Annotated in this window: 31 protein-coding genes and 1 riboswitch; of the genes, 9 read left to right on the forward strand and 22 right to left on the reverse strand. The window is 67.8% G+C overall.

What is annotated here, in order from left to right; translation table 11 throughout:
- Positions 1–107 precede the first annotated feature (107 nt).
- Together ACFYWM_RS17940 and ACFYWM_RS17945 are read right to left on the reverse strand one after the other, a co-directional pair.
- Positions 108–935, reverse strand: a complete 828-nt coding sequence (locus tag ACFYWM_RS17940) for a hypothetical protein (RefSeq protein ID WP_389915821.1) — start codon at positions 933–935, stop codon at positions 108–110.
- A gap of 273 nt (positions 936–1,208) precedes the next feature.
- Positions 1,209–1,360: riboswitch (cyclic di-AMP (ydaO/yuaA leader) on the reverse strand.
- A 419-nt stretch (positions 1,361–1,779) separates the two neighbouring features.
- Positions 1,780–2,643, reverse strand: a complete 864-nt coding sequence (locus ACFYWM_RS17945) for a DUF4253 domain-containing protein (RefSeq protein WP_389915823.1) — start codon at positions 2,641–2,643, stop codon at positions 1,780–1,782.
- Positions 2,644–2,890: 247 nt separating this feature from the next.
- On the opposite strand from ACFYWM_RS17945, the gene ACFYWM_RS17950 reads away from it, so the two are divergent.
- Entirely contained in the window at positions 2,891–3,676 is a 786-nt protein-coding gene (locus ACFYWM_RS17950) for an IclR family transcriptional regulator (protein ID WP_389915826.1), read from the forward strand.
- 42 nt (positions 3,677–3,718) lie between these two features.
- Entirely contained in the window at positions 3,719–4,681 is a 963-nt protein-coding gene (locus tag ACFYWM_RS17955) for a sugar kinase (protein WP_389915829.1), read from the forward strand.
- 56 nt (positions 4,682–4,737) lie between these two features.
- Here ACFYWM_RS17955 and ACFYWM_RS17960 read toward each other — a convergent pair whose 3' ends face one another.
- Both ACFYWM_RS17960 and ACFYWM_RS17965 read right to left on the reverse strand, forming a co-directional pair.
- Positions 4,738–5,055, reverse strand: coding sequence for a hypothetical protein (locus tag ACFYWM_RS17960; RefSeq protein WP_389915832.1), 318 nt, complete (start codon positions 5,053–5,055; stop codon positions 4,738–4,740).
- Positions 5,056–5,392: 337 nt separating this feature from the next.
- Complete coding sequence (locus tag ACFYWM_RS17965; protein ID WP_389915834.1) at positions 5,393–6,433, reverse strand: aldo/keto reductase; 1,041 nt, start codon at positions 6,431–6,433, stop codon at positions 5,393–5,395.
- A gap of 188 nt (positions 6,434–6,621) precedes the next feature.
- On the opposite strand from ACFYWM_RS17965, the gene ACFYWM_RS17970 reads away from it, so the two are divergent.
- The 4 genes from ACFYWM_RS17970 to ACFYWM_RS17985 all read left to right on the forward strand — a co-directional run bounded on the left by ACFYWM_RS17970 (position 6,622) and on the right by ACFYWM_RS17985 (position 8,713).
- The gene (locus ACFYWM_RS17970) at positions 6,622–7,251 is read left to right on the forward strand and encodes a TetR/AcrR family transcriptional regulator (protein WP_389915837.1); all 630 of its coding nucleotides are present in this window, start codon (positions 6,622–6,624) and stop codon (positions 7,249–7,251) included.
- A 250-nt stretch (positions 7,252–7,501) separates the two neighbouring features.
- Complete coding sequence (locus ACFYWM_RS17975) at positions 7,502–7,798, forward strand: ArsR/SmtB family transcription factor (RefSeq protein ID WP_389915840.1); 297 nt, start codon at positions 7,502–7,504, stop codon at positions 7,796–7,798.
- Positions 7,798–8,184 (forward strand): VOC family protein, encoded by a 387-nt coding sequence (locus ACFYWM_RS17980; RefSeq protein ID WP_389916039.1) that lies wholly within the window; start codon positions 7,798–7,800, stop codon positions 8,182–8,184. Before ACFYWM_RS17975 ends, ACFYWM_RS17980 begins: the two co-directional genes overlap by 1 nt.
- A gap of 154 nt (positions 8,185–8,338) precedes the next feature.
- Positions 8,339–8,713, forward strand: coding sequence for a DUF427 domain-containing protein (locus ACFYWM_RS17985; protein ID WP_389915843.1), 375 nt, complete (start codon positions 8,339–8,341; stop codon positions 8,711–8,713).
- A 122-nt stretch (positions 8,714–8,835) separates the two neighbouring features.
- Here the strand turns inward: ACFYWM_RS17985 and ACFYWM_RS17990 are convergent, their stop codons facing one another.
- Positions 8,836–9,450: a hypothetical protein gene (locus ACFYWM_RS17990; RefSeq protein ID WP_389915846.1), complete on the reverse strand. Its 615-nt coding sequence runs from the start codon at positions 9,448–9,450 to the stop codon at positions 8,836–8,838.
- 229 nt (positions 9,451–9,679) lie between these two features.
- Entirely contained in the window at positions 9,680–10,282 is a 603-nt protein-coding gene (locus ACFYWM_RS17995) for a hypothetical protein (protein ID WP_389915848.1), read from the reverse strand.
- Positions 10,283–10,948: 666 nt separating this feature from the next.
- Here ACFYWM_RS17995 and ACFYWM_RS18000 point away from each other — a divergent pair.
- On the forward strand, positions 10,949–11,431 hold the full coding sequence (locus ACFYWM_RS18000) for a rhomboid family intramembrane serine protease (RefSeq protein ID WP_389915851.1): 483 nt from the start codon (positions 10,949–10,951) through the stop codon (positions 11,429–11,431).
- Between the two features lie 327 nt (positions 11,432–11,758).
- Here the strand turns inward: ACFYWM_RS18000 and ACFYWM_RS18005 are convergent, their stop codons facing one another.
- The 12 genes from ACFYWM_RS18005 to ACFYWM_RS18060 all read right to left on the reverse strand — a co-directional run bounded on the left by ACFYWM_RS18005 (position 11,759) and on the right by ACFYWM_RS18060 (position 19,927).
- A complete protein-coding gene (locus tag ACFYWM_RS18005) occupies positions 11,759–12,823 on the reverse strand; it encodes a nitrous oxide reductase family maturation protein NosD (RefSeq protein ID WP_389915853.1) in 1,065 nt (354 codons plus the stop codon).
- Positions 12,824–12,962: 139 nt separating this feature from the next.
- Complete coding sequence (locus ACFYWM_RS18010) at positions 12,963–13,484, reverse strand: NUDIX hydrolase (protein ID WP_389915856.1); 522 nt, start codon at positions 13,482–13,484, stop codon at positions 12,963–12,965.
- An 87-nt stretch (positions 13,485–13,571) separates the two neighbouring features.
- Positions 13,572–14,024, reverse strand: coding sequence for an NUDIX domain-containing protein (locus ACFYWM_RS18015; RefSeq protein ID WP_389915859.1), 453 nt, complete (start codon positions 14,022–14,024; stop codon positions 13,572–13,574).
- A gap of 78 nt (positions 14,025–14,102) precedes the next feature.
- Entirely contained in the window at positions 14,103–14,780 is a 678-nt protein-coding gene (locus ACFYWM_RS18020; protein WP_389915862.1) for a class I SAM-dependent methyltransferase, read from the reverse strand.
- Positions 14,781–14,987: 207 nt separating this feature from the next.
- Positions 14,988–15,299 (reverse strand): hypothetical protein, encoded by a 312-nt coding sequence (locus tag ACFYWM_RS18025; protein ID WP_389915865.1) that lies wholly within the window; start codon positions 15,297–15,299, stop codon positions 14,988–14,990.
- A 239-nt stretch (positions 15,300–15,538) separates the two neighbouring features.
- Entirely contained in the window at positions 15,539–16,528 is a 990-nt protein-coding gene (locus tag ACFYWM_RS18030; protein ID WP_389915867.1) for a hypothetical protein, read from the reverse strand.
- A gap of 29 nt (positions 16,529–16,557) precedes the next feature.
- Positions 16,558–17,022, reverse strand: a complete 465-nt coding sequence (locus tag ACFYWM_RS18035; protein ID WP_389915870.1) for an NUDIX domain-containing protein — start codon at positions 17,020–17,022, stop codon at positions 16,558–16,560.
- A 230-nt stretch (positions 17,023–17,252) separates the two neighbouring features.
- Positions 17,253–18,101, reverse strand: coding sequence for a helix-turn-helix domain-containing protein (locus tag ACFYWM_RS18040; RefSeq protein ID WP_389915873.1), 849 nt, complete (start codon positions 18,099–18,101; stop codon positions 17,253–17,255).
- 15 nt (positions 18,102–18,116) lie between these two features.
- Positions 18,117–18,629 (reverse strand): DUF6879 family protein, encoded by a 513-nt coding sequence (locus ACFYWM_RS18045; RefSeq protein WP_389915876.1) that lies wholly within the window; start codon positions 18,627–18,629, stop codon positions 18,117–18,119.
- On the reverse strand, positions 18,607–18,846 hold the full coding sequence (locus ACFYWM_RS18050) for a hypothetical protein (RefSeq protein WP_389915879.1): 240 nt from the start codon (positions 18,844–18,846) through the stop codon (positions 18,607–18,609). Before ACFYWM_RS18050 ends, ACFYWM_RS18045 begins: the two co-directional genes overlap by 23 nt.
- Before the next feature lie 65 nt (positions 18,847–18,911).
- A complete protein-coding gene (locus tag ACFYWM_RS18055) occupies positions 18,912–19,109 on the reverse strand; it encodes a DUF397 domain-containing protein (protein WP_389915882.1) in 198 nt (65 codons plus the stop codon).
- Positions 19,100–19,927, reverse strand: a complete 828-nt coding sequence (locus tag ACFYWM_RS18060) for a helix-turn-helix domain-containing protein (RefSeq protein WP_389915885.1) — start codon at positions 19,925–19,927, stop codon at positions 19,100–19,102. The genes ACFYWM_RS18055 and ACFYWM_RS18060 overlap by 10 nt, the downstream gene beginning before the upstream one ends.
- 649 nt (positions 19,928–20,576) lie before the next feature.
- On the opposite strand from ACFYWM_RS18060, the gene ACFYWM_RS18065 reads away from it, so the two are divergent.
- Positions 20,577–20,990 carry an ATP-binding protein gene (locus tag ACFYWM_RS18065; RefSeq protein WP_389915889.1) on the forward strand — a complete coding sequence of 138 codons (414 nt, stop codon included), beginning with the start codon at positions 20,577–20,579 and terminating at the stop codon, positions 20,988–20,990.
- Positions 20,991–21,091: 101 nt separating this feature from the next.
- Here ACFYWM_RS18065 and ACFYWM_RS18070 read toward each other — a convergent pair whose 3' ends face one another.
- Positions 21,092–21,670: a hypothetical protein gene (locus tag ACFYWM_RS18070; RefSeq protein ID WP_389915892.1), complete on the reverse strand. Its 579-nt coding sequence runs from the start codon at positions 21,668–21,670 to the stop codon at positions 21,092–21,094.
- A 163-nt stretch (positions 21,671–21,833) separates the two neighbouring features.
- Here ACFYWM_RS18070 and ACFYWM_RS18075 point away from each other — a divergent pair, with 163 nt between their 5' ends.
- Positions 21,834–23,120: a hydroxyacid-oxoacid transhydrogenase gene (locus tag ACFYWM_RS18075; protein WP_389915894.1), complete on the forward strand. Its 1,287-nt coding sequence runs from the start codon at positions 21,834–21,836 to the stop codon at positions 23,118–23,120.
- Between the two features lie 99 nt (positions 23,121–23,219).
- On the opposite strand, the gene ACFYWM_RS18080 is transcribed toward ACFYWM_RS18075, so the two are convergent.
- Genes ACFYWM_RS18080 through ACFYWM_RS18090 form a run of 3 tightly spaced genes read right to left on the reverse strand, consistent with a single transcriptional unit; the run spans position 23,220 to position 25,811 of the window.
- The gene (locus ACFYWM_RS18080) at positions 23,220–24,008 is read right to left on the reverse strand and encodes an ABC transporter permease (protein WP_389915896.1); all 789 of its coding nucleotides are present in this window, start codon (positions 24,006–24,008) and stop codon (positions 23,220–23,222) included.
- Positions 24,009–24,017: 9 nt separating this feature from the next.
- Positions 24,018–24,779, reverse strand: coding sequence for an ABC transporter permease (locus tag ACFYWM_RS18085; protein ID WP_389915898.1), 762 nt, complete (start codon positions 24,777–24,779; stop codon positions 24,018–24,020).
- 54 nt (positions 24,780–24,833) lie between these two features.
- Positions 24,834–25,811 carry an ABC transporter ATP-binding protein gene (locus ACFYWM_RS18090; RefSeq protein WP_389915900.1) on the reverse strand — a complete coding sequence of 326 codons (978 nt, stop codon included), beginning with the start codon at positions 25,809–25,811 and terminating at the stop codon, positions 24,834–24,836.
- Between the last annotated feature and the right edge of the window lie 7 nt (positions 25,812–25,818).

The following is a 25,818-nucleotide window of genomic DNA, read 5'->3' on the forward strand; positions in this document are numbered from 1 at the left end:
GGAACTCCGGCGAGACGGGAGCCTGACGGGACGGGGACTCCGTCAGGAGGCGGGAGCCCGGCGGGACGGAGGCTCCCGCGAGGGGTTCTCGCGGGACCGGACCCGGCTCAGTTCTTTCCCGCGCCGATCTCGGCGGCGCGGACACCGGCGGCGACCACGTCGGCCGGGACGCGCATGGAGGCGGCCTCGACCATGACCTTGGGCTTGCCGGCCCACGGCCGCACCGCGGCGCTCACCGGCTGGGTCCTCACGCCTATCCCCAGTTCCAGGGCCTTGGCGAAGACGACCGTCGGGGGCTTGGCCGGGGTGGTGTCCCTGCGGCTCCAGGCACCGGTGGAGAACGCGACGGGGTGGTTCTTGATCCCCGCGCCCTCACCCCACTTGGTGACCACGTACTTGACGTCGATGTGACCCATACCGCCGTTACCGTCCACGCCGAGCGTGCCGGCGTTGAACGTTCCACCGGTCAGGTCGGCGAAGGTCTTGGCATCGATGTCGATCATGATGCCCTGGTTCGAGGGCGAGCCGGGACCGCGGTCGCCGACGAAGAACTTGGCCTTCTTGCCCTTGTAGATGAGGTAGCCCTCGGTGAACAGGGGCCAGCTCGGGCTGGCGATCATGCCCTTCTGCATCGGCTTGCCGCTGGCGGGAAGACCGGTGTCACCGGCCCGGCCGGAGGAGTCGTCCCAGAAGTAGGAGGCCGTGGTCCCGCCCTGGAGGAGGACGGACTCGGCGCTCGCCTTCGCCACGCCGACCTCGGGATCGGCGGTGGCGGCGAAACAGGTGGAGGCGGGCAGTGCCAGGGCGACACCGGCGGAGGCGAGGACGCTCGCGCCGACCAGGGTGGCGGCGGCGAGGCGGTTGCCGCGGGACTTGCTCCTGTGCCAGACGGACTTGCTCGGGCCGTTCTTGTGCATACCAAAGAAGGGGCGCATGGAGAAGAGGCTCTTTCGCGAGGGAACGGGGCGGCCAGGTGCGACACACCGAAGGGGTGCACTGGCGGGGACGCGCTCGTCGGAAAAGGGGGCGTAGCCGGAATCTCAGGCAATCGCTACGCGGAGCACGATCTGGAAGGTGCCGCGATCAGGTGCGGCGAAGGGTCGGGGGGACGGGGGATGGCGAGCTGTGTCGGGACGAAGGGGGAAAGTTCAGGTGGTCGGCGCGGACAAGGTGTGCACCGACGTGGTAACGCGGTGATCCATGAGGGGATCTCCTCTCCATCTCGTCTACCGGGTTAGCTGACGGGTTCGGGCGGTGGAGTTGCCCTACCGCCGCGTAGTTGCGGCGGATTCACCCCGAAAGAGTGGTTCCCCGGCCCCGGAGCCTCTGTGGGGCTCTCGGGATTCGACGTCGGCCGGCCGCTCCCTCTTGTGAAGGGCAGGTCGCCTACCGATAGCAATGGACACTACCTACCAAAACCGGACAAGGCAAAGCAAACACCATGAAAACCCCAGAAGATCTACCTACAAGCTTCAAGGAAGCCTCATCGATCGCCCTGCCAGGCCAACACCCGTCCTACCAGTACGAATGTCTCCCCCAGCCCGCGATCCGCCCCGGGGATCCTTGCCCGGAGCGCTCGAATCCGGGGCCCGTCCGGCGAATCCGTCCTCCGCGACTCCGTCTCGGAACACCACGGGTCCGTCTCGGAACACCACGGCTCCATCTCGGAACACCACGGGTCCGTCTCGGAACACCACGGGTCCGTCTCGGAACACCACAGCCCCGTCTCGGGACAGCCGCCCCACCGGAGGTCCGAACGGGGGAAACCCTCCGGGCCGATCAGTCCCACCAGAACGACCAGGCGTTCCTGCCCTTGATCTGCTCGGCGTAGTCGATGAGGTTCCCCGCCCCCTGGATGATGCTGTCGGGGCAGAACGTCCAGTGCTCCGCGGCGACGTGCAGGGCGTGCTCGGAGGTCGTCGGGGGCGCGGCGACGCTGAGGTCAAGGGTGTTGAAACCCATGCCGACCACCCGTACGCCGAACCTGTCCTCCCAGCTCCGCACGACGGCCGCGAGCGGGACCATCCACTCGTTGTGGTTCAGGGCGCCCTGCCAGCCCATGACGGCCAGGGCGTCGGCCCCGCGCTCGACCGCGACGAGCCCGAGCGGGGTCCTGCGCTCGGCCACCAGCCCGGCGTACCAGTCGGCGACCACGCCGGGGTCGGCGGCGAGCCTTCCCGCGGGGGCCGGGCCGGGACACTCGGGGCCGAAGGGGTCGAGGAGTTCGAGCTGGTCCACGCTGGCCTTCGCGATCCAGTCGGACCACACCTCGGCCATGAACGCGGCGGCGTGGTAGTTGTCGATCTGACCGGCCGTGTCCGGGGCGATCTGGCCGGCCGACCAGGGCTGGACGGAGTCCTCCAGCAGCACCGGCCACAGGCCCGACCGCTCGTGCTGGGCCCTCAGCCGGGCCCAGTACTCGCCGGAGACCGCCACCTCGCTGAGCCAGAACGCCGGACGGCGACGGACGGCGAGCTGAGCGTAACCGGGGTCGGGCCACACCACGTCTCCCGGCGGCAGCTCCAGCGAGAGCCTCCTGCCCCCGCCCGCGCCGGTCCCGTCACCGCCCTCGCTCCCGTCGGCCCCATCGGCGAACAGCTGGCCCAGAACTGGCGGAAGTCGCTCGCTCTCGCAATCGCCCATATCTACCGATCCGATCCTGACCACGGACCAATTTTGGCCTGTCAACCATCCCGAGGGACAGTTCTGCCCTGGTCCGGGCAAAAATTATCGGTAGAAGGGGGAACCGGGACCGGGCGGGTGCCTGTCCCCCGCCGTTCGTCGACAGGTTGTGCACTGCAGAACGTTGTGCTGCAAAGTGGCCGCGAGGCGGCGTACTCGCCTACCTTGACCAGGTATTCGATTGCCGGATTCACCCTGGGAGGTCGCGATGAGTGAGCCGGCTCCCGAACGCAACCAGTCGGCCTCGCTCCGGCGCGCCCTCTCCGTCCTCGCGCACGTACGCGACCACGCGGGCGCGGGCCACGGCCTGTCGCTCACCCGGCTCGCCGAGGCGCTCGGCCTGTCCAAGAGCACGGTGCTCCGGCTGGCCACCCCGCTCATCGAGGCCAGGCTCCTGGAGCGCGACCGCAGGAGCGGCGCCTACCGGCTGGGCAGCGGCGCCCTGCACCTCGGGCAGGCGTACCTGTCCACCCTCGACCTGCGGACGGTGGCCGCCGAGGAGTCGCACCGCCTGATGGCGGAGGCCAGGGAGACCGTCCACCTCGTGGTCTACGACCCGCCCGACGTCGTCTACATCGACAAGGTCGAGAACGAGACCAACGTGCGCATGGCCTCGCGCATCGGCAGCCGCAACCCCGTCTACCGCACCGCCGTGGGCAAGGCGATCCTCGCCTGGCAGCCGGAGGAGGCCGTCGAGGAGATCGTGGCCGCCGGGATGCCGCACGTCACCCGCTACACCATCACCGACGCCGCGCGCCTGCGCGCCGAGCTCGGCCGGATCCGGCAGCGGGGCTACTCGGTCGACGACCGCGAGAACGAGCCCGAGGTGCGCTGCGTCGCGGCGCCGATCTTCAACCACAACGACGTCGCCACCTCGGCGATCTCCATCTCGGGCCTCACCTCCCGGATCACCGCCGCGCGGGTGCGAGACCTCGGCCCCCTGGTGGCCGAGGCGGCCCTGCGCATCTCCAGAAAGCTCGGGTCGACCCGATGATCGACGAAGCCCGCCCGCCGACTCCCAAAGGACCCGTTCTCCATGACTGATCTGGTAACGCTCGGTGAGAGCATGGCGCTGTTCAGCGCGCGGCGCACCGGCCCGCTCAGGCACGCCCGCGACTTCGGGCTCGGCGTGGGCGGCGCGGAGTCGAACGTGGCCATCGGCGTCGCCCGCCTCGGCGGGCGCGCGGCCTGGATCGGCAGGGTGGGGGCCGACGAGTTCGGCGAGCTGCTGCGCTCGACGCTGGCCGGTGAGGGCGTCGACGTGCGGGGGATGCGGGTCGACCCCGAGGCGCCCACCGGCCTGATGATCAAGAGCAGGCGCACGGCCGAGACGGTCGACGTGCGCTACTACCGCTCGGCGAGCGCCGGATCCCGGCTGCGCCCCTCCGACCTGGACGTCTCGCTGATCCGCTCGGCACGCGTGCTGCACGTCACGGGCATCACGCTCGCGCTGTCGGCGACCGCCGCCGAGGCGGTGCGGGCCGCGATCGCCGAGGCGCGCGACGCGGGCGCGATCGTGTCGATGGACGTCAACTACCGCCGTGCCCTGTGGACGCCCGCCGAGGCGTCCGCCGCGCTGCGCGAGACCGTGACCTCGGTGGACGTCCTGTTCGCGACCGAGGCCGAGGCCCGGCTGGTCGTCGAGGGGGACGACCCGCTCACCCTGGCCGGAGCCCTCTCGGCCCTCGGCCCGCGCCACGTCCTCATCAAGCGCGGCTCGCTCGGCGCGATCGAGCTCTCCGACGGCGCCGTACGGCACGCGGAGCCCTACCGGGTCGTCGAGCTCGACCCGGTGGGCGCCGGGGACGCCTTCGCCGCGGGCTGGATCGCCGAGACCCTCGCGGGGGCGACCCCCGAGCGGCGCCTGACCACGGCCTCCGCGGCGGGGGCCTTCGCCGTCACCGCCGACGGCGACTGGGAGAGCCTGCCCCGCCGCTCCGACCTGGACCTGCTGCGCCCGGCCGACACGGCCGACACAGTCGACGCTGTCAGCCGCTGACCCGCCCCCGGGCCGGGGAGCGGCGGCCCGGGTTCCACGGCGGGAGGCCGGGCTCGCTAAGGCTCGAAGAGCACGAGCCGATGGCGGGGCGCCATTTCCAGCACCACGCGGCACACCTCTCCGGCCCGGGGGAAGACCGCGTTCATCAGCACGAAGTCCTCGCCCACGGTCAGCGGCTCGGACCATGGTGAGACGTCGTAGTTCTCGGCGGTCAGGTCCGGGAAGAGCGCCGTCAGCTCCTCGTAGAAGGCCGCCACCTCCGGACGCGGCTCACCGGGTGCGGCTCCGCTCTCGTCCCAGACGAGATACCGGTGAAGGGCCTCCCGCGCGGTGATCGGCTCGGCCCCGAACCAGACTCCGAGATCAAAGCTCACACCACGTCCCCGTCGTCGTCCTCGTCCTCGCCTGTCCGGCCGTCGAAATCCTACGTGCCCGGCGGACGCCCGGTATGCGCGGCGGACGACACGGAACGGGGACGGGAACGGGGACGCCCGATCCGGCCGTTCCCCACCGGACCGCGGGGCCCGATGGCGGTCGGCTTCTTCCGGGCCGGCTTCTTCCGGGCCGGCGCTCTCGCCGTCCATCTGATGCGGACATCCCGGGGTTCCGTGCCTGTACGACCGGCCTGACCGCCCTCTCGCCGCGGCCGGTCGCGCCGGGTGCCAGGCCGGGCCGTTCCCCGTTTCCCGCGCCTGTCACCCGGTCGTCGCGTCAGGCCGGGTTTCCGGCCGGGATCCGCCCCTGAGCGGACCACTCCTGGATCCAGTTCGGGTAGGCGACCGGCGGCCGGCCGACCTCGTCGAGTTCGGCGAGGTCCTGCTCGGTGAGCGTCAGGTCGACGGCGGCGATGTTGTCCGTGAGCTGTTCCGGCTTGCGCGCGCCGACGATGACGCTGGTGACGGCGCGCTGGGCGAGCAGCCAGGCGATCGCGACCCGGGCGGGGCTCACCTCGTGCCGCGCGGCGACGGTCCGCAGCACGTCGAGCACCTTGAAGCCCTTCTCCTCCTCGAACGGCACGAAGTCGAAGCCGTTCCGGGCCCGGCGGGAGTCCTGTTCGGTGGTCACCCCGCCGCGGTCGAACTTGCCCGTGAGGAATCCGCCGAGAAGCGGTTGCCACACCGTCAGGCTCAGCCCCGCGTCCTCCGCCAGCGGCACCAGCTCACGCTCGACGTCGCGCGTCACCAGCGAGTACTGGATCTGGTTGGCGACGAACCTCGCCTGATCGCGCAGCGCGGAGATGCCCAGCGCCTTGCCGACCTGCCAGGCGGCGAGGTTGGAGCAGCCGATGTAGCGGACCTTGCCCTGCCGTACCGCGTCGTCGAGCGCGCTCAGCGTCTCCTCGAGCGGCGTCAGGCGGTCGTAGTTGTGGACCTGGTAGAGATCGATGTAGTCGGTCCGCAGCCGGCGCAGGCTGTCCTCCAGGGCCCGCATCACGTGCAGGCGGGAAAGCCCCTGGTCGTTGGGCCCCGGCCCGACCGGGGCGAACAGCTTGGTGGCGAGCACCACGTCTCGCCGGCGCCGCCCGATCGCCCGGCCGAGCAACTCCTCGCTCTCGCCGTCGGCGTAGACGTCGGCGGTGTCGACGAAGTTGATCCCGGCGTCGAGCGCCATGCCGACGATCCGATCCGTCTCCTCCTGCCCGAGTGCCCCGTGGGTGCGGTACACCGGGTGCTCCTTGCCGCCGAACGTCATCGCGCCCAGGGAGATCTCGGAGACCCAGACTCCCGTACGTCCCAGCAGACGATATTTCACCAACCACTCCTTCGTGTGTACGTCCGGTCACTGCGTCCGGACATCGTGTCCGAAAATTAAGCTACACGATGTCCGGACAAGGTGTAGCGCATCGTTCGCCAGCTCAACAGGCTCGCCGGTTCGCCAGCTCGCCGGTTCGCCGTCCGCCGGTTCGCCGTCCGCCGCCGGGTGACGCCTAGGATCCGGGTATGCCTTCGATTACCCGACGACGCACCGCGAACGTCGGCCGGCCCGCCTCCGCCGAGGCGGACATCCTGGCCGCGACGCAGCGTCTCCTGATCAACGGCGCGAACTTCACCGAGCTCGGCGTGCGGCAGATCTCCACCGAGGCCGGTGTCGCCCGCTCCACCTTCTACAGCCACTTCCGCGACAAGATCGACCTGCTCACGCGCCTGGCCACCGAGCTCATGGCCTCGTCCTTCGACGTCACCTCGGCCTGGGACCCGTCGGACGGCGTCGACCGTCTCGCGGACGCCTTCCTGCGGGTGGTGCGGGTCTACCGGGAACACGCCGCCGTACGGCGGGCGATCGCCGAGGTCGCCGCCTACGACGCGACGATGCGCGACTTCTGGGGCAAGGAGGTCGACCAGTTCGCGGACTGGACGATCGCGGTGCTCCGCGCCGAGCAGGAAGCGGGCCGCACCCCCGCCGACCTCGACCCGGTGAGCGCCACCCGGGTGATCGTCACGGGCGGCGAGCGGGCCATCGTCGACCACGTCACCGCCGGGGATCCCGCCGCCGACGCCGCGTTCGCCCGCGAGATGGCGCTGACCTGGTGGTACGGCGCCTTCCGCCGCCCGGCGGACCAGGACGGGTAGCCACTTTCAGACATGGACCGGCCGGGCGTACCGGCGCGCACGGTCAGCGGCGGCATCCGTTCACCCTCGTCGCCACCGGCTCCGAAGCGGGGGCGGTGGCGCGCTGTCACGGGTCTCCGACCTTGGCCGACGGTAGAACGACCGGCGGCGTCGGACCCGGCCCCGGAATCCGGTAGCCGCACGACGAGCGAAGGCCCGTACGACCCCCTTCCCTTGACAGGCAAGTGACGACTTGCCTATAACTGAGCCCGTGGGCGCAGAACCCGACCTGTTCAAGGCCATCGGCGACGCGACGCGACGCATCATCCTGGACGAGCTGAGCGACAAGGACGGTCAGACACTGTTCGAGATCTGCAGCCGGCTGGCCATGAAGCACGGCCTGGCCTCCTCGCGCCAGGCCATCTCGCAGCACCTCGCGGTGCTCGAACAGGCCGGCCTGGTGCACACCCGGCGGCAGGGCCGGTACAAGTTCCACCACCTCGACACGAGCCCGCTGCGCTCGATCGTCGAGCGGTGGCCCATCGACCGAGAGGAACCGAACCCGTGATCCGCATCAACATCACCAGCGTGCTCGTCGACGACCAGGCCAAGGCCCTGGCCTTCTACACCGAGAAGCTGGGGTTCATCAAGAAGACCGACGTGCCCGCCGGCGAGGCCCGATGGCTCACCGTGGTCTCCCCCGCCGCCCCCGACGGCGTCGAACTGCTGCTGGAGCCGGACGGCCACCCGGCGGCGGGCCCGTTCAAGAAGGCCCTGGTCACCGACGGCATCCCCTTCACCCAGTTCGCCGTCGACGACGTGTACGCCGAGGTCGAGCGGCTCAAGGGGCTGGGCGTCGAGTTCATCCAGGACGCGACCGACCTCGGCCCGGTGGTCACCGCCGTCTTCGACGACACCTGCGGCAACCTGATCCAGATCGCCGCCATGAAGTAGCCGCCCACCCCGTCGGCGAACGCCGGGCTCCGCCGGTTCACGCCGACCGGCCCGGCACCGACCACGACGGCGAACTACGGCGGCGACCCGAACCGCGCCGGGTTCGGGGGCACACCGGTCCGGCAGACTGGACAGGACAGAAAGGGGTCCCATCATGACTGACAAGCCCATCCTGCAACCCGGACCCGACCACCCGATCACGATCACGGCGAATCCGGCCCGGATCGTCGTCTCCGTGGGAGGCAAGGTGGTCGCCGACTCGCGGCGCGCGCTGACGCTGCAGGAGGCGTCGTACCCTCCGGTGCAGTACGTCCCGATCGCCGACGTCGACCGCTCGCTGCTGGAGCGGACCGACACCGCCACCTACTGCCCCTTCAAGGGCGACGCGAGTTACTACACCGTCACGGTGGACGGGAAGCAGGCGGTGGACGCGGTGTGGTTCTACGAGTCGCCGTACCCGGCCGTCGCCGAGATCAAGGACCACGTCGCCTTCTATCCCGACCGGGTCGACTCCATCGTCGTCGAGTAGTCACCCGGGGTGTTTCCCCTGGCGTTCCCGGTGTTTCCCGCGCGAGAACCTTTCCCGGGAACACGACCGGCCCGGGCGGCGGCCTGCGCGGGCCGCCGCTCGGACCGGTCAAACGCCGCCGGTCAGCTGAACCTGAGCGATCGCGCGTCGTTGTCGAAGTTGCGGCCGTTGATGATCGGCATGATCGGCCGATCGTTCAGGTAACCGGTCGCGGGAGGGACGTAATTCGAATAGGCGTAGTGGTTGGTGTAGCAGTTGGCGAAGTTCTTGAACGAGGAGATGCGGTCCCACCAAACCCGCGGAAGATTGAACGAGTAGTCGATGTCCGTGGTCGGGGTGGTGCATCTCCGGAAGCCGCGGAAGGTGCGTGAGGGACCCCGGTAGAATCTGTCCGCGTACTCGATCCCGATTACCATCAGGGCCCCGGTCGGAGCGGGACTCGCTCCGGTGTCGGACTTTCCGCTGCTACCGAGCAGCGCGTTGAGGGCGGGGTCGTCCACGCCCTCGACGGCGGTGGCCGGGGCGTTGGTGATGGCGCCGTCCGTGGCGTATCGGATCGCCTCGGTGAACGTGGGGAAACAGTACTCCGCGGCCTGTTTGTTCGATCCTCCGACCACGTCGATGACGCAGTTGTTGGCGAGTTCGGGTGCCGGCTCCCCGGGTGCCGCGGTGGCCCCGACCGGCGCGGAGGCGATCAGGGGCAGGGCCGTGCTGAACCCCACCGCGAGAAGGCCCAACCGCCGTACGGTGTCACGCTTGACTCCCCGACGCGATCCGGTTCCAATTTTCTGGCGCATTTCTATCTCCTTGTTGCTCGATCTCTCAAATTCACTTCACACTGCCAAAATTGCCGGCAGGGATTTTCGACACCCTGCAAACCTCGCACGTTCACCCCGTGGCCAACGCTTCTCGTGTTTCTCGGGTGCCGGTTCATGACGCCGCCCAGGTCGGTCAAGGCTCCGCCGGTCAGCTCCACCTGATCGATCGTGTGTCGTCGTTGAAGTTACGACCGTTGACGATCGGCATGACCGCATGGTCATTCAGGTAACCGGTGTCCGGGGGACGGAAGTCCGAGAAGGCGTAGTGATTGGTGAAGCAGTTGGAGTTGTTCTTGAAGGAGGAGATACGGTCCCAGAATTCCCGCGGAAGATCGATCGAGTAATCGATGTCACTGGTCGGGCCGGTGCAACTCTGGGGACCACGGAAGATCATTGAGGTGCCTCCGAAGTTTGCGTCCGAATACTCGATCCCGATCAGTGTCTGGGTCCCGTTGGCGGCAGGGACCGCCGCGGCACCGACCGACTTTCCGCTGCTACCGAGCAACGCGTTGAGGGCGGGGTCGTCCACGCCTTCGACGGCGGTGACCGGGGCATTGGCGATCGCACCGTCGGTGGCGTATCGGATCGCCTCGGTGAACGTGGAGAAACAGCGCTCCGCACCCAGCTTGTTCGCCCCTCTGTTCACGTCGACGACGCAGTTGTTGGCGAGGCCGGGCTCCGGCTCCCCGGGTGTCGTGGTGGCCCCGACCGGCACGGAGGCGATCAGGGGCAGGGCCGTGCTGAACCCCACCGCGAGAAGACTCAGCCGCCGTACGGTGTCACGCTTGACTCCCCGACATGATTCGGTCCATATTTCTTGACGCATTTCCATCTCCTTGTTGCTCGATCCCTCGAATTCATGTCACGCCGCCGGGATCTTCGGCATTCAAGAAATCTCGTACGCCCGTTCTCCAGCTGGCACTCTATATACTTCTCACGTTCCGGTTCGCGCCGCCGTCCAGCTCGATGTGGACTCTCCACTCATCCGCTACGGCACGCCGCGTGTTTATTTTTCCCGTTGTGTCCGATTTGCCAATAGTTATACTCTTTTGGGAGAAATTCATCTCGACTATTCGATGCGTCGTGTTCGAATGTAAATGGCGCAAGGTAGCCCCAGAAGATGAAACGGCAACGCGAACACAATATCGGGGCCAGAGTTAGCAATATCCCAACAAGATGGGCTTGTATGTATATGTCGATATAAATTGCCGTGACTGCTCGCGATCTGAGACCGTCCACCGGGAGCACAGAGCGCTCATACCGGTGCGAGTCGGCCCAGCCTCGGCGATATGCCCGACCTGTCAGCCGGAAGCGGGCATCAGGAACCCGGATAGCGCTTTACCCGTCTGATACCTCGTGGATCACTCGCGGCTTTTTCGACTGTTCGTGATCATGGTGATGTCCGTCGTCGCGGTCGGTGCGATCTCTGCGTGTACGGTCCCCTTCGCCGACCGCCATCCGTCGCCACGACCGTCCCGGCCCACGAAGCCGCTTCCTGTCGGCCTACCGGGGCGTCGTCAAGTTCCTCGGCGTGACGGGACTGATCATCCTGGTCAGTGGCCTCGGGGCCTGGTTCACCTCCGACCCGCAGAGCGTGGGCGCGGGCGCGAGCGGCGTCGTCTTCGGCTACTTCGGCTACGTCCTGGTACGGGGCGCCTTCGACCGGCATCTGATCGACATCGTGATAGGCGTGGTCATCGCCCTCTGCTTCTCCTACCAGTTCACCGGGCTGCTGCCCAAGGAGGGCATCGGCTGGCAGGCCCACCTGTTCGGCTTCCTCGCCGGCCTGCTGGGCGGCTGGCTGTTCCGCGAACGTAACCGCACACGACCGGCCCCGGACCCTTCACCCCGGAATCCGAGAACCGCGCTGCGGAAGGAACTGGACGAACTCGGACTCTGACGCGGGCGCCACCGGGAGCGGCTGCGGTGGCCGCTCCGCTCATGGCCGCGTACGCCGCCCTCGCGCTGCTTCCGGCGCTGCCGCTGGTGGAGCGGCAGGACAACCGACCGCGCCGACCTTCCCCGGCCGCCACCCTCGGCCACCGTGGAGGCTGCGCTCCGGTTACCCGACGAGCACCGGGTGAGGAGGGCGGAGGCACGCATCCGCGTGAGGACCTCCGGGTCCTCGCGCGTCGCCTCCTGTCGGGTGTCGGCCGGAGCCGCGCGGGTGGGCGAGGTTCGCGGAACCGGTGCGTCACCTCAGCCCGATGCCGCCGCCACCTCAGCGTCAGGAACAGCTGCCCTTCCTGGTGAGCCGGCCGCCGGTGACCTTGTTGTCGCAGGTGATCGTGTTGCCGCCCACGATGTCGTTGATGCCGACGCCCCTGCCGCCGGCGAGGTCGATGGTGTTCTTGCGGAAGACGTTGCCGGTGCCCCAGCCGTCGACGATCTCATGGGTCTGGAAACCGTCCTGCGGCGTCTTCTTCCCGGTGTTGCCCTCGATCACGTAGTTGTTGCCCTTGACGTCGACCCAGGAGTCGTTGAGCTTGTCCCCGCCGAGTGCCGAACCGTCGAAGACGTTGCCGACGACGCGGCCCCCGCTGGTGCCCTCCTTGATGTCCACGGCCTCGGCCGTGGCTCGGATCACGTTGCCGCGCACCAGGTTGTTGTCGCTTTTGTCCATCTGCCCGCCGGAGTATCGCTTCCAGTTCGACTCCGCCGATCCGAGATAGACCCCCTCGCCGAACTTCGCCCGGCGCAGGCCGGTGTTGTAGATCTTGTTGTACTGCACCGTGTTGCCGCTGCTGAAGTTGCGCAGATGGACGGCCTCGTCGCCGATGTCGTGCACGGTGAGGCCCTGGATGATCGAACCGTTGGTCCTGTCCGCCATCACGCCCTTCTGAGCGTTCTGAACGGTGAAGCCCACCAACCGCCAGAAGCTCGCCCTGTCGAGATGGAAGCCGTAACCCTTCTTGATGCCGCCGCCGTCCAGAACCGATCGGGCGCTGCCACACAGAAAGATCGGCTTACCCCGCGTTCCCGACCTCTGGGCGACGAACCTGCCCTCGTAGGTGCCCGGTCGCAGCCGGATGACGTCGCCCGCCCGGGCCGACCCGATCGCCCGCTGGAGTTCATCGGCGCTGCCGACGGTCCTGGTCGGCCGCGGGCAACGCACCGCACCGGGGCCGGTCGGCACGGCCGTGACCGGCGCGGAAGCGGACACGGGCACCATCCTCAAGTCCTTGAGGTCGCTCACCTTCATGCTCTCGATGCCACCGGTCGCCGTCCAGAGCCCCGTGGCCATGACCAGAGGTCCCACCAGCCCGGCAACCAACCTGATACCGATCCTCATAATTCGTCTCCCTTTCCGGGGGTCGACAGACGATTACTCCACCAGGAGCACAAGACATGCTTCATCACGAAAAATCATGGCTGCTCTCCACCGGCGACCGCTGCAAGATCAAGGAGATCTCGGTCCCCCGCATTGCCGATCACCCAGCCGCAGGTCCGCCCGCGCCGCCGCCGAGCCCGGACTCCAGATACCGGCGCAGGGCTTCCCGCCCTCCCGGAACGAAGCACCATTGATCAACGACTCCGCGCAGTTCGCCCGCTGTCAGCCAGGCCTGCCAGTCGATCTCCTCCGGGTCGGGGACCAGGGGTTCCGGTACGACCGCCTCATGCACTCCGAGCCAGATGGGGCCGATTCCATCCCGGCACAGGAACTTGAACAGGAAGCGCACCGGCACTTGAACGCCCAGCTCTTCGGTCAGCTCACGGGCCGCCGCCTCTTCATACGATTCGCCCACGTTCACGGCACCGCCGACCATCATGTCGTAGTAGCCCGGGAACCGGGACAGGGTCCGGGCCCGTCTCAGCACCAGGATCCGCCCTTCAGGATCACGGCAGATCGTCACCGCGATGCGATGCGGCCAATTCTCACGCACCGCCTCGTCTCGCTCGACGACTCCCAGCACGCGGTCGTGCTCGTCGACATGCTCAACCAGTTCGCTCACGGAAACACGATCTCAGCCCCCACTGACAGGACCGGCGGCGACGAAGGCCGGCGCGTGTGACGGGCCGATCGACGTCCCAAACAGACCTCAGGCGTACTCGCGCTGGATGAGACGGCGGTGTGACTCCTGGAGCTCTGCCGGCAGGTCGTCCGGGGCGCACCATCTCGCCTCCAGGATCTCGAAATCGTCGAGCTTGAGCGTGCCGCCGACGAACTCGGCCTCGTAGGCCACCTCCAGGCGCAGCCGGTAGCCGCTCTTCAGGCGGACCAGCTCTCCGACGTGGACCTTCAGCCCGGTCTCCTCCCGCACCTCGCGGCAGACGGTGTCCTCGAAGGTCTCCGACCTGTTCGCGTAGCCGGTCGGGAGGCCCCACTGCCTGCCCTCCGGCCAGAAGCGGTGCTTCAGCAGGAGGACGTTGCCGTCCTGGTCGCGCACTATGCCGGTCACCCCGACCATGAACGTGGCGTGACGAAGCCAGTTGACGCGCCACTGGAGCGAGCCATTGGCCAGCCTCCACAGCCGGACGATCAGCTTCTTCACGGCGAGTCCCATCCGCGGGCCGGCGCCCGCTTGAAGATCAGACGCTACCCGTTCGGACCGTGACACCCGAGCCCGGTTTCACCAACCGTGGGCGTAGTAGGAGTCGACCGCGGGCTGGCCGGTGTAGTTGGGCCCGGCGCGGTCGTCGGAGCCGAGATAGCGGTAGGGCAGGTCGACGGCGCGCCGACCTCGGCAGGTGATGCGGCGACGCCGGGGATCGTAGTCCAGTCCGGCCTCCCGCAGCGCCGAGGCCAACCTGCGCCCCTCCGGTACGCCGTCCTCCACGAGGACGCTCCGGGTGTCGAGGTTGCCGACGAGCACGCCGTCCTCGGCCAGCCAACCGGCGGCCCGGGACAGGACTCCGAGCTTGTCCCCCACGTAGTGCAGACCGTGAACACAGGTGATCAGGTCGAACGGCTCCTCGGGCTCCCAGCCGGTGATCGAGGCGGTGACCAGCCGCAGCCTCGGCGGGCGGGACGGCCCGGCGAAGAAGTCGACCAGGTCGACACCGACGATCTCCGCCTCGTCCCCCAGCTGCCGAGAGGCCTCGAAGAGAGCGCGGGCCGAACCGCAACACAGATCGAGCCAGCGCGCCCGTCGCCCGGCCCGCACCCGCTCGCGCAGGACCTCCAGCACGTCGATGCCCAGCTCCCGGCCGTACCCGTTGGAACCGGTCAGCCCTCGCTCCCGGTTCATCACCCGGTTCGCCACCACCGACGAACGCTCCAACGCCTCGTCATCCAGTAGTTCCGCCAAGGGGTAACACTTCCTCTCGTCCGTCGCTACGGTCCCGTACGGTTCAGTGGCGCCGGTACTGTGGCCTCAACCATCGCCGAGCACGACAAGAATCGCCACCGTGGTCATCTGCAACCAGGTGATCGTGTCCGTGACCTCCACTGCCGTGATGCTCCGCCTTCCGGTCGGCGCGTCCGGGTCACGGTCGGACTCATGCGCAATCTTGTTTCAGCGGGCGGCGATCGCCTTCAGTTTTTGGACCACCATCGCCTCGGTGATCCGCTGGCCGTCGGTTCGCTGTTCGCTGAGGACGTTCGCCACCTTCGCCCAGAGCCTGCTGTTGCTGACATGCGCGCCCCCCTGTTGGATCTTCTCCGGGCTCTGGTAGGAGACGTATCCGAGCGTCGCCTCCAGACGCTCGCGAAACACCTCCCCCAGCGACGCCTCGCGGTGGTGGATCCGCTCGAACAGCTCCAACGGAATCTGCAGCTTGTTGAACCGGTCAAGCCGCTCCACGGTCGGCTGCTGTGCCAGCTCCATGCGCGACTGTAGAACTCCTGGTGCACCCAGTGGTCCAGCGCCGCCATGGCCTGCACCCAGGCGGCCCGGTAGACGTCACCGATGTCGAACGCTCCGATCTGGAACTGCTCCAGCCGACGACCGCCGTTCACAAAGTCACAGGCGTAGTCGAGAATCAGCCGGACCTGGTCCTTGGCGAGCACTGAGCGGCCGATTTGTTTGCTTGAGCAGGTGAGCCCCATGAACCACCTGGCACCGGATCACACAACGCTTGAAGCCTTGAACAAGGTGGTGAACGTCTTCGGGCCGTGACGCCGGTCAAGCCAGTCGGAGAGCCGCGTGAGCGAACCGCTGATCATCGCTCCGAGGATGACGGTGTGTAGATCCTCCGCTTCATCCCTGCCGATTTCCGCAAGGAAGAGTTCGTAGCGAGCTCCGACATCGCTGTTGTAGACACCCATTCGCCGCAAGAAGTCATCCGATTCGATGCTGCGGGAGGCGGCCAGGCGCTGTACGGGGTCACGGAGGACCATGAGGTCACCTGCCTCCAAGGAGCCTGTGACGTCTCGGAACAGGTAGCGGTCCGGGCTCGCCGACGGTTCGCTCACCTTCGCACGCTGCGCTGCCTGGCGAGTCACCGCCTTGGCCTCCCGGTCGGTCGCCCCCTCCATCACGATGCCGAGGTTGCGCGTCGAGGTGGATCCGGCGGGGTCCGGGGAGGAGTAGGTGCGGCCGTCGCGGGCGCGGGAGTTGATCCCGTATCTGGCCCGGCCGATCTCGTCGCCCCACAGGCGGTACTCCCGGTAGGTGCCGTAGTGCAGGCAGTCGTGCGCGTAGGCTCGCAACAGATCCAGGGCGACCAGTTCGGGACGAAGGCCGGTGTGATCGGCGAGGTCGCCGTAGCGAGTGATCACCGCACCCATTTGCAGGTGGCGATAGCCCTGATCGGGGTGATGAAAACCGCCGAACGCGGGTCTCCGGGACCGTACGCCAACCCATACGCGGTCGAACGGAAGCCGCTGGAGCAGCCCGAGTTCTTCGTATCGGGCAGCCAGGAGTGTGGCCCCCAGAAAGAAGAGATCCACCGGCTTGCCTCGGTAAGGTCGCGACCCCAGCACCCACGGCAGTAGGGAGAAGGTGAGATCGGGATGCTTCCGGTCCAGGCCGGCCGTTGCCCTCAGAGCGGTGAGGCGCTCGAACAGGGTTGCGCGGGAGGTGGAGCCGCCTTTGAGATGCTCGTTCGGCGCCAAGCAGGACGAGGCGACGCGAAGATCGGAAGCTAAACCTGTTTGCGATGGATGAGGAGGCGGTGTGCCTCCTGGATTCCTTCCGGTAGATCGTGTGGCGCGAACCATCTCGCCTCCAAAATCTCGAAATCGTCGATTTTGACCGTGCCGCCGACGAGCTCGACCTCGTAAGCCACCTCCACACGCAGCTTGTAACCGCTCTTCAGATAAGCGATTTCTCCAACTCGTACCTTCAGCCCGGTTTCCTCCAGCACTTCGCGGCAGATCGTGTCCTCGAAGGTTTCCGACTTGTTGGCATAGCCGGTCGGGAGCCCCCACTGCCTGCCCTCCGGCCAGAGGCGATGCTTCAGAAGAAGCACATTGCCGTCTTTGTCACGAACTATCCCTGTTACGCCCACCATGAACTTGGCGTGGCGAAACCAGAGGATGCGCCATTGAAGCGAGCCGTTGATGAGTCTCCAGAGCCGGGCGATCATGTTTTTCACGATGAGTTCCATCCCGCGGGTCGACGTCTACCTGAGGGTTGGACGCTACCGGGAAAACCCGCGGCGAAGACTATGGCCACGACAGCGCGTGACTGATCGACGTTCACCGCTTGGGCCACGTGCCCCAAGGGCAGGAAAACTGGGTGACAGTTGGAACCCCGCCGCCGTCTTTCCGGTCATGCGTCAGACGTTAGGAGTGGACGTTTCCCTCACTCAACAAGTGTGCGGGAACTTGCGCTGACTCAGTCCAACTCCTTGATAGCAGCGGCGATAAGACTGCGCGCACCGGCACCATAAACGGCAATTCCAGCTAGCTCTGCAAATCCCCTAACATACTGCGACACTTCATCCGGCTGAGTGACATTCACCGCTGCAGATAGCAACTCCACTTGCACGAGTGTTTCATCGAAAATGTTGTATGCCTCGACGGGCCACATACGGCGCGGCGCGGTGAACGGGATCACCCCGAGAGACACGGACGGCAACGACATGACAGTCAGCAGATGTCGGAGCTGGCCGGCCATGACCTCCGCGTCACCGACGCGGCAGCGAAGCACCCACTCCTCCATCAGCACGGCGAAGCGGTGATCGCCTTGGTGGAGGACACGCGAGCGGGCAACCCTCGCGGCCACGGCGTCCTCCACGTCGTTGGGAACGCCACGAAAGGTGGAGATGGATGACAGCAGCGCGCCCGCATAATCGCGTGTCTGGAACAGCCCAGGTATCACGTTGGAGCAATAGACGCGGAAGTGCCGGGTGCCTTCATAGAGAGGCACCTTGGACTCCTGGAGTCGGCGAAGCCCCGACTTCTGCAGCCGTTCCCACTCCACGTACATGGAGTCGGCGGTTCGGGAGGCGGCGATCAGATCCGCCGCCTGGTCCTCAACTCCACAGGCCCTGCACCAGGCCCTGATATCTCCGGCGGAAGGCACCATGCGAGCGTGTTCGATCCGAGAGGATTTCGACTCGTGCCAGCCTGCCTCCTTCGCGATGGCACGGGCGCTCAGGCCGGCGTCCAGACGAATCTCTCGCAGCCGTTGAGCGATCCTCTGACGAGCCTGCTGGGCGCTGGAGGACGGTGAGATGCCCACGACGGAGGACTGCGGTCAGATGAGCCGGTAATCGGCGTGGTCGACAGCTCGTTCCCAAACCGCGTCGAACGCGGAGAGACATAGCTTGATCACAGCAGGCTCGCCGGTCAGTTCCTCGCCGAGGTAGTGCCCGTCTCCAGAGAAGAACCCGAAGCGCACAAGGTGATCGTCGAACACCCAATAGTCGTTCCCCGGCAGCGCCAGGTCCGATGCCAGCCGCCGAGGCAACCACCGCACCTTCTCACCGGCGGCGATGTTCATCGAACCGGTGACAGAGTGCTCGAAGCGAATGTAATCGGCCACCGGCTCCGAGACGATCCGTGCCCGGCGCACCCACACGCCTCGGCCAACAGCGTGGCCGATCAGATGATGCCACTGCCTCTCCCGCTCCGTACGGTCGAAGGCCGGGCCCCCCTGCCACGCGATGAACGAGGGATCGTCCGGGACGTAGGTGTCGCGCATCTCCAGGTGCACGGCGGAGTGCCGTGCACCGGCGATCATCTCGTCAAACGTCAGCGGCCTTGTCATCACATGCCTCCGTCAGGAAGTGCGCCATCCGCCGGGGGATTCGGATGACCTTCTCATGATTCGGGATCGGGCCACGCTCCGACACCTGCGCCAGCTCGGCGGGGTCGGTGACCTCCCACCCTTGAATCACAAGGCTGCCGTCGATCTCGTCGACCCAGACCGACGGACAGTTGTTGCCGTCCGTACCAGGGTCGACGCCGATGAACCGGAGCGTCATGTTGGCCTCCCTCGTTGAGGTGTGCGGTAACTGGTGGCACTCAGGTCCATTCCCGCCTCACTTCATCAGTCGAACTCACCGGACTTGACGCCTTCAACGAAGCTCCGCCACTTGGCGGGGGCAAAGAGGAGCTTGGGGCCTTGGGGGTTCTTACTGTCGCGGACCGCGACAGCACCGGGCAAGTTGACCGCGACCTCGACACACTGAGCACCGTTGTCTCCAGAGAGCGATGACTTCCGCCATACCGCGACACTCAGATCCATTCCTGCCTCGCTTCCTCGATCATTTTGAGGGACATGTGCTCAGGATAAGCCCATCCACGTATTGCTTCATAGCGATTCCATATTGGGGTTACGACGCTAGGGTCGGCCGAAACCTGTCCTTCCGCTGAAGAGTCTGCATAAATCGCGTCCGGTTGCCCGTCCGGAAGTTCCGCGATCATGAAAGCGCCCATAACTCCGGAGAGGCAGAGCCGATCAACGAGTTGGATGGAGATGGAGGGGCGCTGGGCGACCTCCAATAAGTAACCAAGCTGTTCTCGCATTACTTCGGGGCCGCCGACGTTACGGCGCAGCACACTTTCGTCGATGAGGGCGAGAAAAAGTGGAGGATTGTCGCCTTCAAGGATTTTCTTACGAAACATCCGGCCCTTAACCCGCTCCTCTATCTCCTCCGAGGTGATCCGAGGGGCATGCTTAAAGATCGCTCGGGCGTACGCCTCGGTCTGCAGGAGGCCGGGAATGAGCAGCGGATCCCACCAGCGCAGGACCAAGGCGAACGGCTCGACCTCCTGTGCCCAACTCATGAACCAGACAGGGCCGCCGTAGCGGGCGACGATGTGCTCGCGCAGGTCCGTGAAGTACGTGCTGCCGTTGGAGCCGAAGAGCAGGTCCAGCCGCTCGGCGTCGGACTTGGACGGGGTGCGACTGCCGCCCTCCAGGCGGCTCACCTGGGTCTGGGTGCAGCCGAGGCGTGAGGCCACGGCAGTCTGGGAAAGCTGCGCGGCCTCGCGCAGGCGGCGCATCTCGGAGGCGAAGCGCGCACGGGGGGATCCCGGGTCCAGGGGGACCTCTTCACTCATCTCATTCCTCCCGAAATAGAGAAAAACGGATCTTTGCCTTACCGGCTATGTCAGGCCGAGGTATCAATAAGCACGCGCCCGTCATCCCAGGTCATCCATCGAGGTGCCAATCCAGCCATGAATTCACCTGTCACATGGGCAATCTAAGCACACGCCCTCTCGATTCGACAGGACGGAAAAGAAAGCATCCAATCGCCTTTAAACCAGGAACGAGACGAGTGATGAATGATCAGAACGGCGACCTTTCACGCCTCAATCACGCTCGCCGGAGGAACTCGGAGGACAGGAGCGTCACGGCGGTCGAGCGACACGAACGATTCGTCCATCTGACCCGGCTCGGCTGGGATCTGCACCGCCTCGGTGTGTGCACCTCGTTGGTCCTCCCGGTGGCGGGGCAGCCGATTCTGGAGATCCGGTCGGCGACGGGCGCGGCACTGGTAAGGATCACGGTCGTCCGGCGCCACTGCGGATGGGCGTTTGTCTGGCGGCCCTGGTGGGCGCGGCTGTGGCAGCGCGGGGAATGGGTCTGGGCGGAGGCCGACAACGCGGCCGACATGATCAGGTCGGCGGTATCCGCATGAGATCCGAGAGGGAGACAACGGGGAACGAGGACGGCCGCCCTGAACACCCCGGTGGCAGAACGTCGACGATGCCCTGGGCGGGTGGGCCGTACAGCGCGTGGCGGAAGGTGTTTCCCGGACGGGTGGAATCCGTGCCGGAGGCTCGGGCCTGGGCGCGGGACCTGCTGGCCGGTCACGTCGCGGCCCCGGTGCTCGACGACGTGCTGCTGTTGCTGAGCGAGCTGACCACGAACGCGGTGGCCCACTCCGACTCCGGGCGTACGGCAGATGGGCGGGTAACCGTCTACGTGGCCCGTACCCGCGACAGGGTCCATGTGGAGGTCACCGACGACGGGTCGGCCGCGAGCGTGCCCGCCGTGCGCGTGCCGGAAGCGGGCGACGACGGCGGGCGGGGGTTGTGGCTGGTGGAGATGGTCGCGGCCCGGTGGGGTTCGCGCCGCGACGACGCGGGTGGATCGGTCTGGTTCCAAGTGACGGGATGAGCCAGAGTTCTGGTTCCGGGTGAGCGGACAAGCCAGGGTTCCGGGTGAGCGGATGAGCCAGGGTTCCGGTTTCAGGTGAGCCAGGGTTCTGGTTACCGGGGTCAGTTGTCCCAGGTCGCGTTCTTCAGGATCGTGGACAGGCCCGGGGTGGCCCACTGGTCGACGACCAGGACCTTCGTCTTCGGCAGGTACCACTCGCGCTGGTCGAACGTCGACTTCTGCTCGCCACCGTCGTACGTGACACACCGGCCCGGCCACACCCGGTAGTGCGCCTTGTGCGCCACCCCGATGTTGCGGTAGCCGACCGCGATCGCCTTCCCGATGACCTGGCCGTACTTGGGGTTGGTCGCGCAGGGGACCACGTCGGAGGCCGGGTAGTACGGGCCCTGGGTGGGGTCGTAGCGCCGGAAGCCCTCTCCGCCGGTCCTCAGCGCCTTCGGGCCGATGATCCAGAAGCTGTCGCACCTGGGCTGGAAGTAGCCCCCCTTGGGACGGGCGCAGGCTCCGGTGACCACACGGACCTGGTCGGCGGTCCCGTACACGCGCCACGAGCTCGGGATCTCCAGGGTGAGCCCGCCGCGCAGGCGCAGCAGCGCGGTGGAGTTGGCGGACGCGGGGAGCTGGGCCGCCAGCACGGCGGCTCCGGCGACGGCGGCCAGCGTGATCGTTCTCTTCATCATGGCGGCGATGCTATTGATCCGGACTTGCGGTTGATTTGCAGGTCTCTTGCGTCCGGAGAACCGGCGGGCGGGTGGACCGAAGTGACATACCGGTGGGTATGCTCGCTGACGCGGATGGTTCCGCCCCATCATCGGTACGACCAGCGAGAGAGGGGAACGGGACGTGTTCACCGCTCCGAGCGACCCCGAGTCCGTCTTCACCTACGGCGCCCCCGCCCTGAAGTTCGGGCCCGGCGCCTCCGCCGAGATCGGCTTCGACCTCGGGCAGTACGGTGCGCGCCGCGTCCTCGTCGTCACCGACCGGGGTGTGGCAGCGACCGGCGCGCCGCGGCGGATCGCCGACCAGCTCGCGGGCTACGGCATGGAGGCGCGCGTGTACGACGGCGTGCGCGTGGAGCCGACGGACGAGAGCCTGCTCGCGGCCGTCGAGCACGCCCGCGCCTCCGGCCCGTGGGACGCCTTCGTCGCCGTCGGGGGCGGGTCGAGCATCGACACCGCCAAGGCGGTCAACCTGCTCACCACCAACCCGGGTGAGCTGATGGACTACGTCAACGCGCCGGTGGGAGGCGGCCTGGCGCCGTCACGGCCGCTCAAGCCGCTGGTCGCGGTGCCCACGACCACGGGCACCGGGTCGGAGAGCACCACGATCTGCGTGCTCGACGTGCTGGACCTGAAGGTCAAGACGGGGATCAGCCACGCCCGGCTCCGCCCGGTCCTCGCGGTCGTCGACCCGGACCTGACGATCTCCCAGCCCCCGGAGGTCACCGCCGCCTCGGGGATGGACATCCTCTGCCACGCGCTGGAGAGCTACACCGCCCGCCCGTACACCTCCTACGAGCGCAAGCGTCCCGAGGAGCGCGTCCCGTACTGCGGGTCGAACCCGGTGGCCGACATGTGGTCCGAGCGGGCGCTGCAGCTGCTCGCGCGGTCCTTCCGCGCCGCCGTACGCGACGGGGACGACAACGAGGCGAGGGCGCGGATGGCGCTGGCGGCGACGTTCGCCGGGCTGGGGTTCGGCAACGCGGGGGTGCACATCCCGCACGCCAACGCCTACCCGATCGCCGGGCGCGTCAGGGACTTCCGCCCCGAGGGGTACCCGGCGGACGAGCCGATGGTGCCGCACGGGATGGCCGTCGCGCTGACCGCTCCCGAGGCCTTCAGGTTCACCTTCGAGGCGCTGCCGGAGCGGCACGTGCGGGCGGCCGAGCTGCTCGACCCGTCCGCCGACAGGCCCGGCGACCTCGCGGAGTTCCTGCCCGGCGTGCTGGCGAGATTGATGCGCGACGTCGGGATGCCCAACGGCATCGGCGGCGTCGGGTACACCGAGGCGGACGTGCCCGCGCTCGCGGAGGGGACGATGAGGCAGCAGCGGCTGCTCGCCACCGCCCCGCGCCCGGTCGGCGAGGAGGACGCGGCCGGGATCCTGAGCCGGTCCGTCACCCTGTGGTGAGAGCGCCGCCGGTGGAAGCGCTTTTGCTGAAAGTGCCGCCGGTGGAAGCGCTTTTGCCGGAAGCGCCGCCGATGGAAGCGTCTTTGCCGGAAGCGCCGTTCAGTGGAGCATGACGCGTGCCCACTGCCTCCGGGCCACGACGAGGCCCAGCGCTCCCATGGCCAGGAGATAGAGCACGCTCACGATCAGGCCTGAGTCGAGCCGGCCGAGGGCGCAGCCGCGCAGCAGCTGGATGGCGTGGTAGAGGGGGAGCAGCTCCACGACGACCTGTATCACCCGGGGGTAGACGGTGACCGGGTAGAACGTCGTCGCGAAGAGGAACATCGGCAGCAGCACCAGCTGCACGTACTGGAAGTCGGACCAGGCCCGGATGCGCGTCGTCACGGCCAGTCCCGCGCCCCCGAAGGCGAAGGCGACGAGCAGCGTCCCGGCCGCCGCGACCAGGGCGTCCGGCCAGGAGACCAGGCCGAACACGGTGATCACGAGGAGGAACCCGATCGCGGTGACGAAGCCGCGCAGCACCGCCCACGCCACCTCGCCGGCGACGATCCCGGTGAGGGACACGGGGGTGGACAGGATCGCCCGGTAGTGGCGTTCGAGGGTGAACTTGACGAAGGCGCCCTCCATCGTCTCGTGCAGGGCGCTGTTCATCACCGCCGTGGCGAGCAGGCCGGGCGCGACGAAGGCGGCGTAGGAGACGTTCACCCCGTCGACGTCCCCGACGAGCTGCCCGATGCCGACGCCGATGGCGAGCAGGTACAGGATGGGCTCGAAGATCGAGTACATCGCCATGGTCCACGGGTTGCCCCCCGTGTGCACCCGGAGGTTGCGGAACACCAGGAAGTGCGCGCCGCCCCAGCGGGGGACGGTCTCCGGATTCTGCGGCATGTCGACCCCTCAGACGTGGATGTGGCGCCGGTACGTGACCAGGGCCACCGCGACGCCCCCGGCCGTGAGCGCGGCCAGGTAGCCGACGTGGATCGCGGTGGTGAGCGGGGTGGCGGTGCCCAGGCTCAGGGTGCGGCACAGGTCGACGCCGTGCCACAGCGGCGTGACGTACGCCAGCGGGCGCAGCCAGTCGGGAAGCGTCTCGATGGCGAAGAAGGTCCCGGAGAACAGGTACATCGGCATCAGTACGAACCGGAACACCGTGTTGAGGGTGTTGAACTTCTCGACGGTCACCGTCCACGCCGCCAGCGGGGCCGCGAAGGCCATGCCGGTGAGCAGGGCGGCGGGCACGGTGAACACGGCCCACGGGGAGCGGGTGGCGCCGAAGGCCGCCATCACCACGGCGAACGCCAGCGCGCTCGTCCCGATCCTGAACGCCATGAACAGCAGGTGCCCGGCCATGATGTCGCGGGGCTCCAGCGGGGTCGCGGCGGCCACCAGGTAACCCCTGCCCTGCCGCAGGGAGCTGTGGACCACGAACGCCGCCTCGACGTAGGCGTTCTGCATCGCCGCGGCGGCGAGCATCCCGGGGGCGAAGAACTCCAGGTACGTCAGGCCGCCCAGCGACGCGGGGTCGACCAGCTGTCCGAGCCCGGCGCCGATGGCCACCAGGAAGAGCAGCGGGTTCGCCACGCTGATGACGATGGTGCCCTTCCAGGAGCGGCGGTAGCGGAGCATCCACGAGGCGAACTCGCGAAGGAACATGGGCATGCGTCGTCCGCCTCGGTCCGTCAGAGTCGGAAACGTGGACATATTTCGTCCACCTCAGTCCGTCAGGGTCCGGCCGGACAGGCGCAGGAACACGTCCTCCAGCGTCGACCTCCGGACGAGGGCGGTGATCGGGGTCATCCGCGCGGCGGTGACCGCGGCCAGCGTCGCCTCGCCGTCGTGCGTGTAGACCAGCACCCGGTCGGGCAGGACCTCCACCCGCTCCCCCTCGCCGGGACCGACCAGGTCGTGGAGCTTCCCCGCCGCCTGCTCGTGCTCGTCGATCCGGAACCTCAGCTCCAGGACCTCGCGCGTCGAGTGCCGCCGGATGAGCTCCCGGGGCGAGCCCTCGTCCGCGATGAGCCCCTTGTCCATCACCACCAGGCGGTCGCACAGCTGCTCGGCCTCGTCCATGTAGTGGGTGGTGAGCAGCAGCGTCACCCCCTGCTGCTTCAGCCTGAACAGCCGGTCCCACAGCACGTGCCGCGCCTGCGGGTCGAGCCCGGTGGTCGGCTCGTCGAGCAGGAGGATGTCCGGCTCGTTGATCAGGGAGCGGGCGATCGTGAGCCGCCGCCGCATGCCGCCGGACAGCGCCCCCAGGTTCTCGCCCGCCTTCTCCTCCAGCTGCGCGAACTCCAGCAGGCGCTCCGCGCGCTCCCTGATCACGCGGCGGGACAGACCGAAGTAGAGGCCGTACATCGTCAGGTTCTCGCGCACGGTGAGGTCGGGGTCCAGCACGTCGTCCTGCGGGACCACGCCCAGGCGCGCCCGGATCCTGCGGCCGTCGCGCGCGGGGTCCATGCCGAGGATCCGCAGGGTCCCGGCGGTCGCCGGGGAGACGCAGCCGAGCATGCGCATCGTCGAGGACTTCCCCGCCCCGTTGGGCCCGAGGAACCCGAAGGCCTCCCCCCGGTCGACGTGGAAGTCGATCCCGGCCACGGCCTGGAACCCGCTCCCCCGCCTGTCTCTGGGCGGGTACGTCTTCCGGAGCCCCTCCGCCCGGATCAGCGGTGTCACGCCCTCGTCGCCTGCCATGAACACC

The sequence above is a fragment of the Streptosporangium sp. NPDC002721 genome (assembly GCF_042888905.1).
GTDB lineage: Bacteria > Actinomycetota > Actinomycetes > Streptosporangiales > Streptosporangiaceae > Streptosporangium.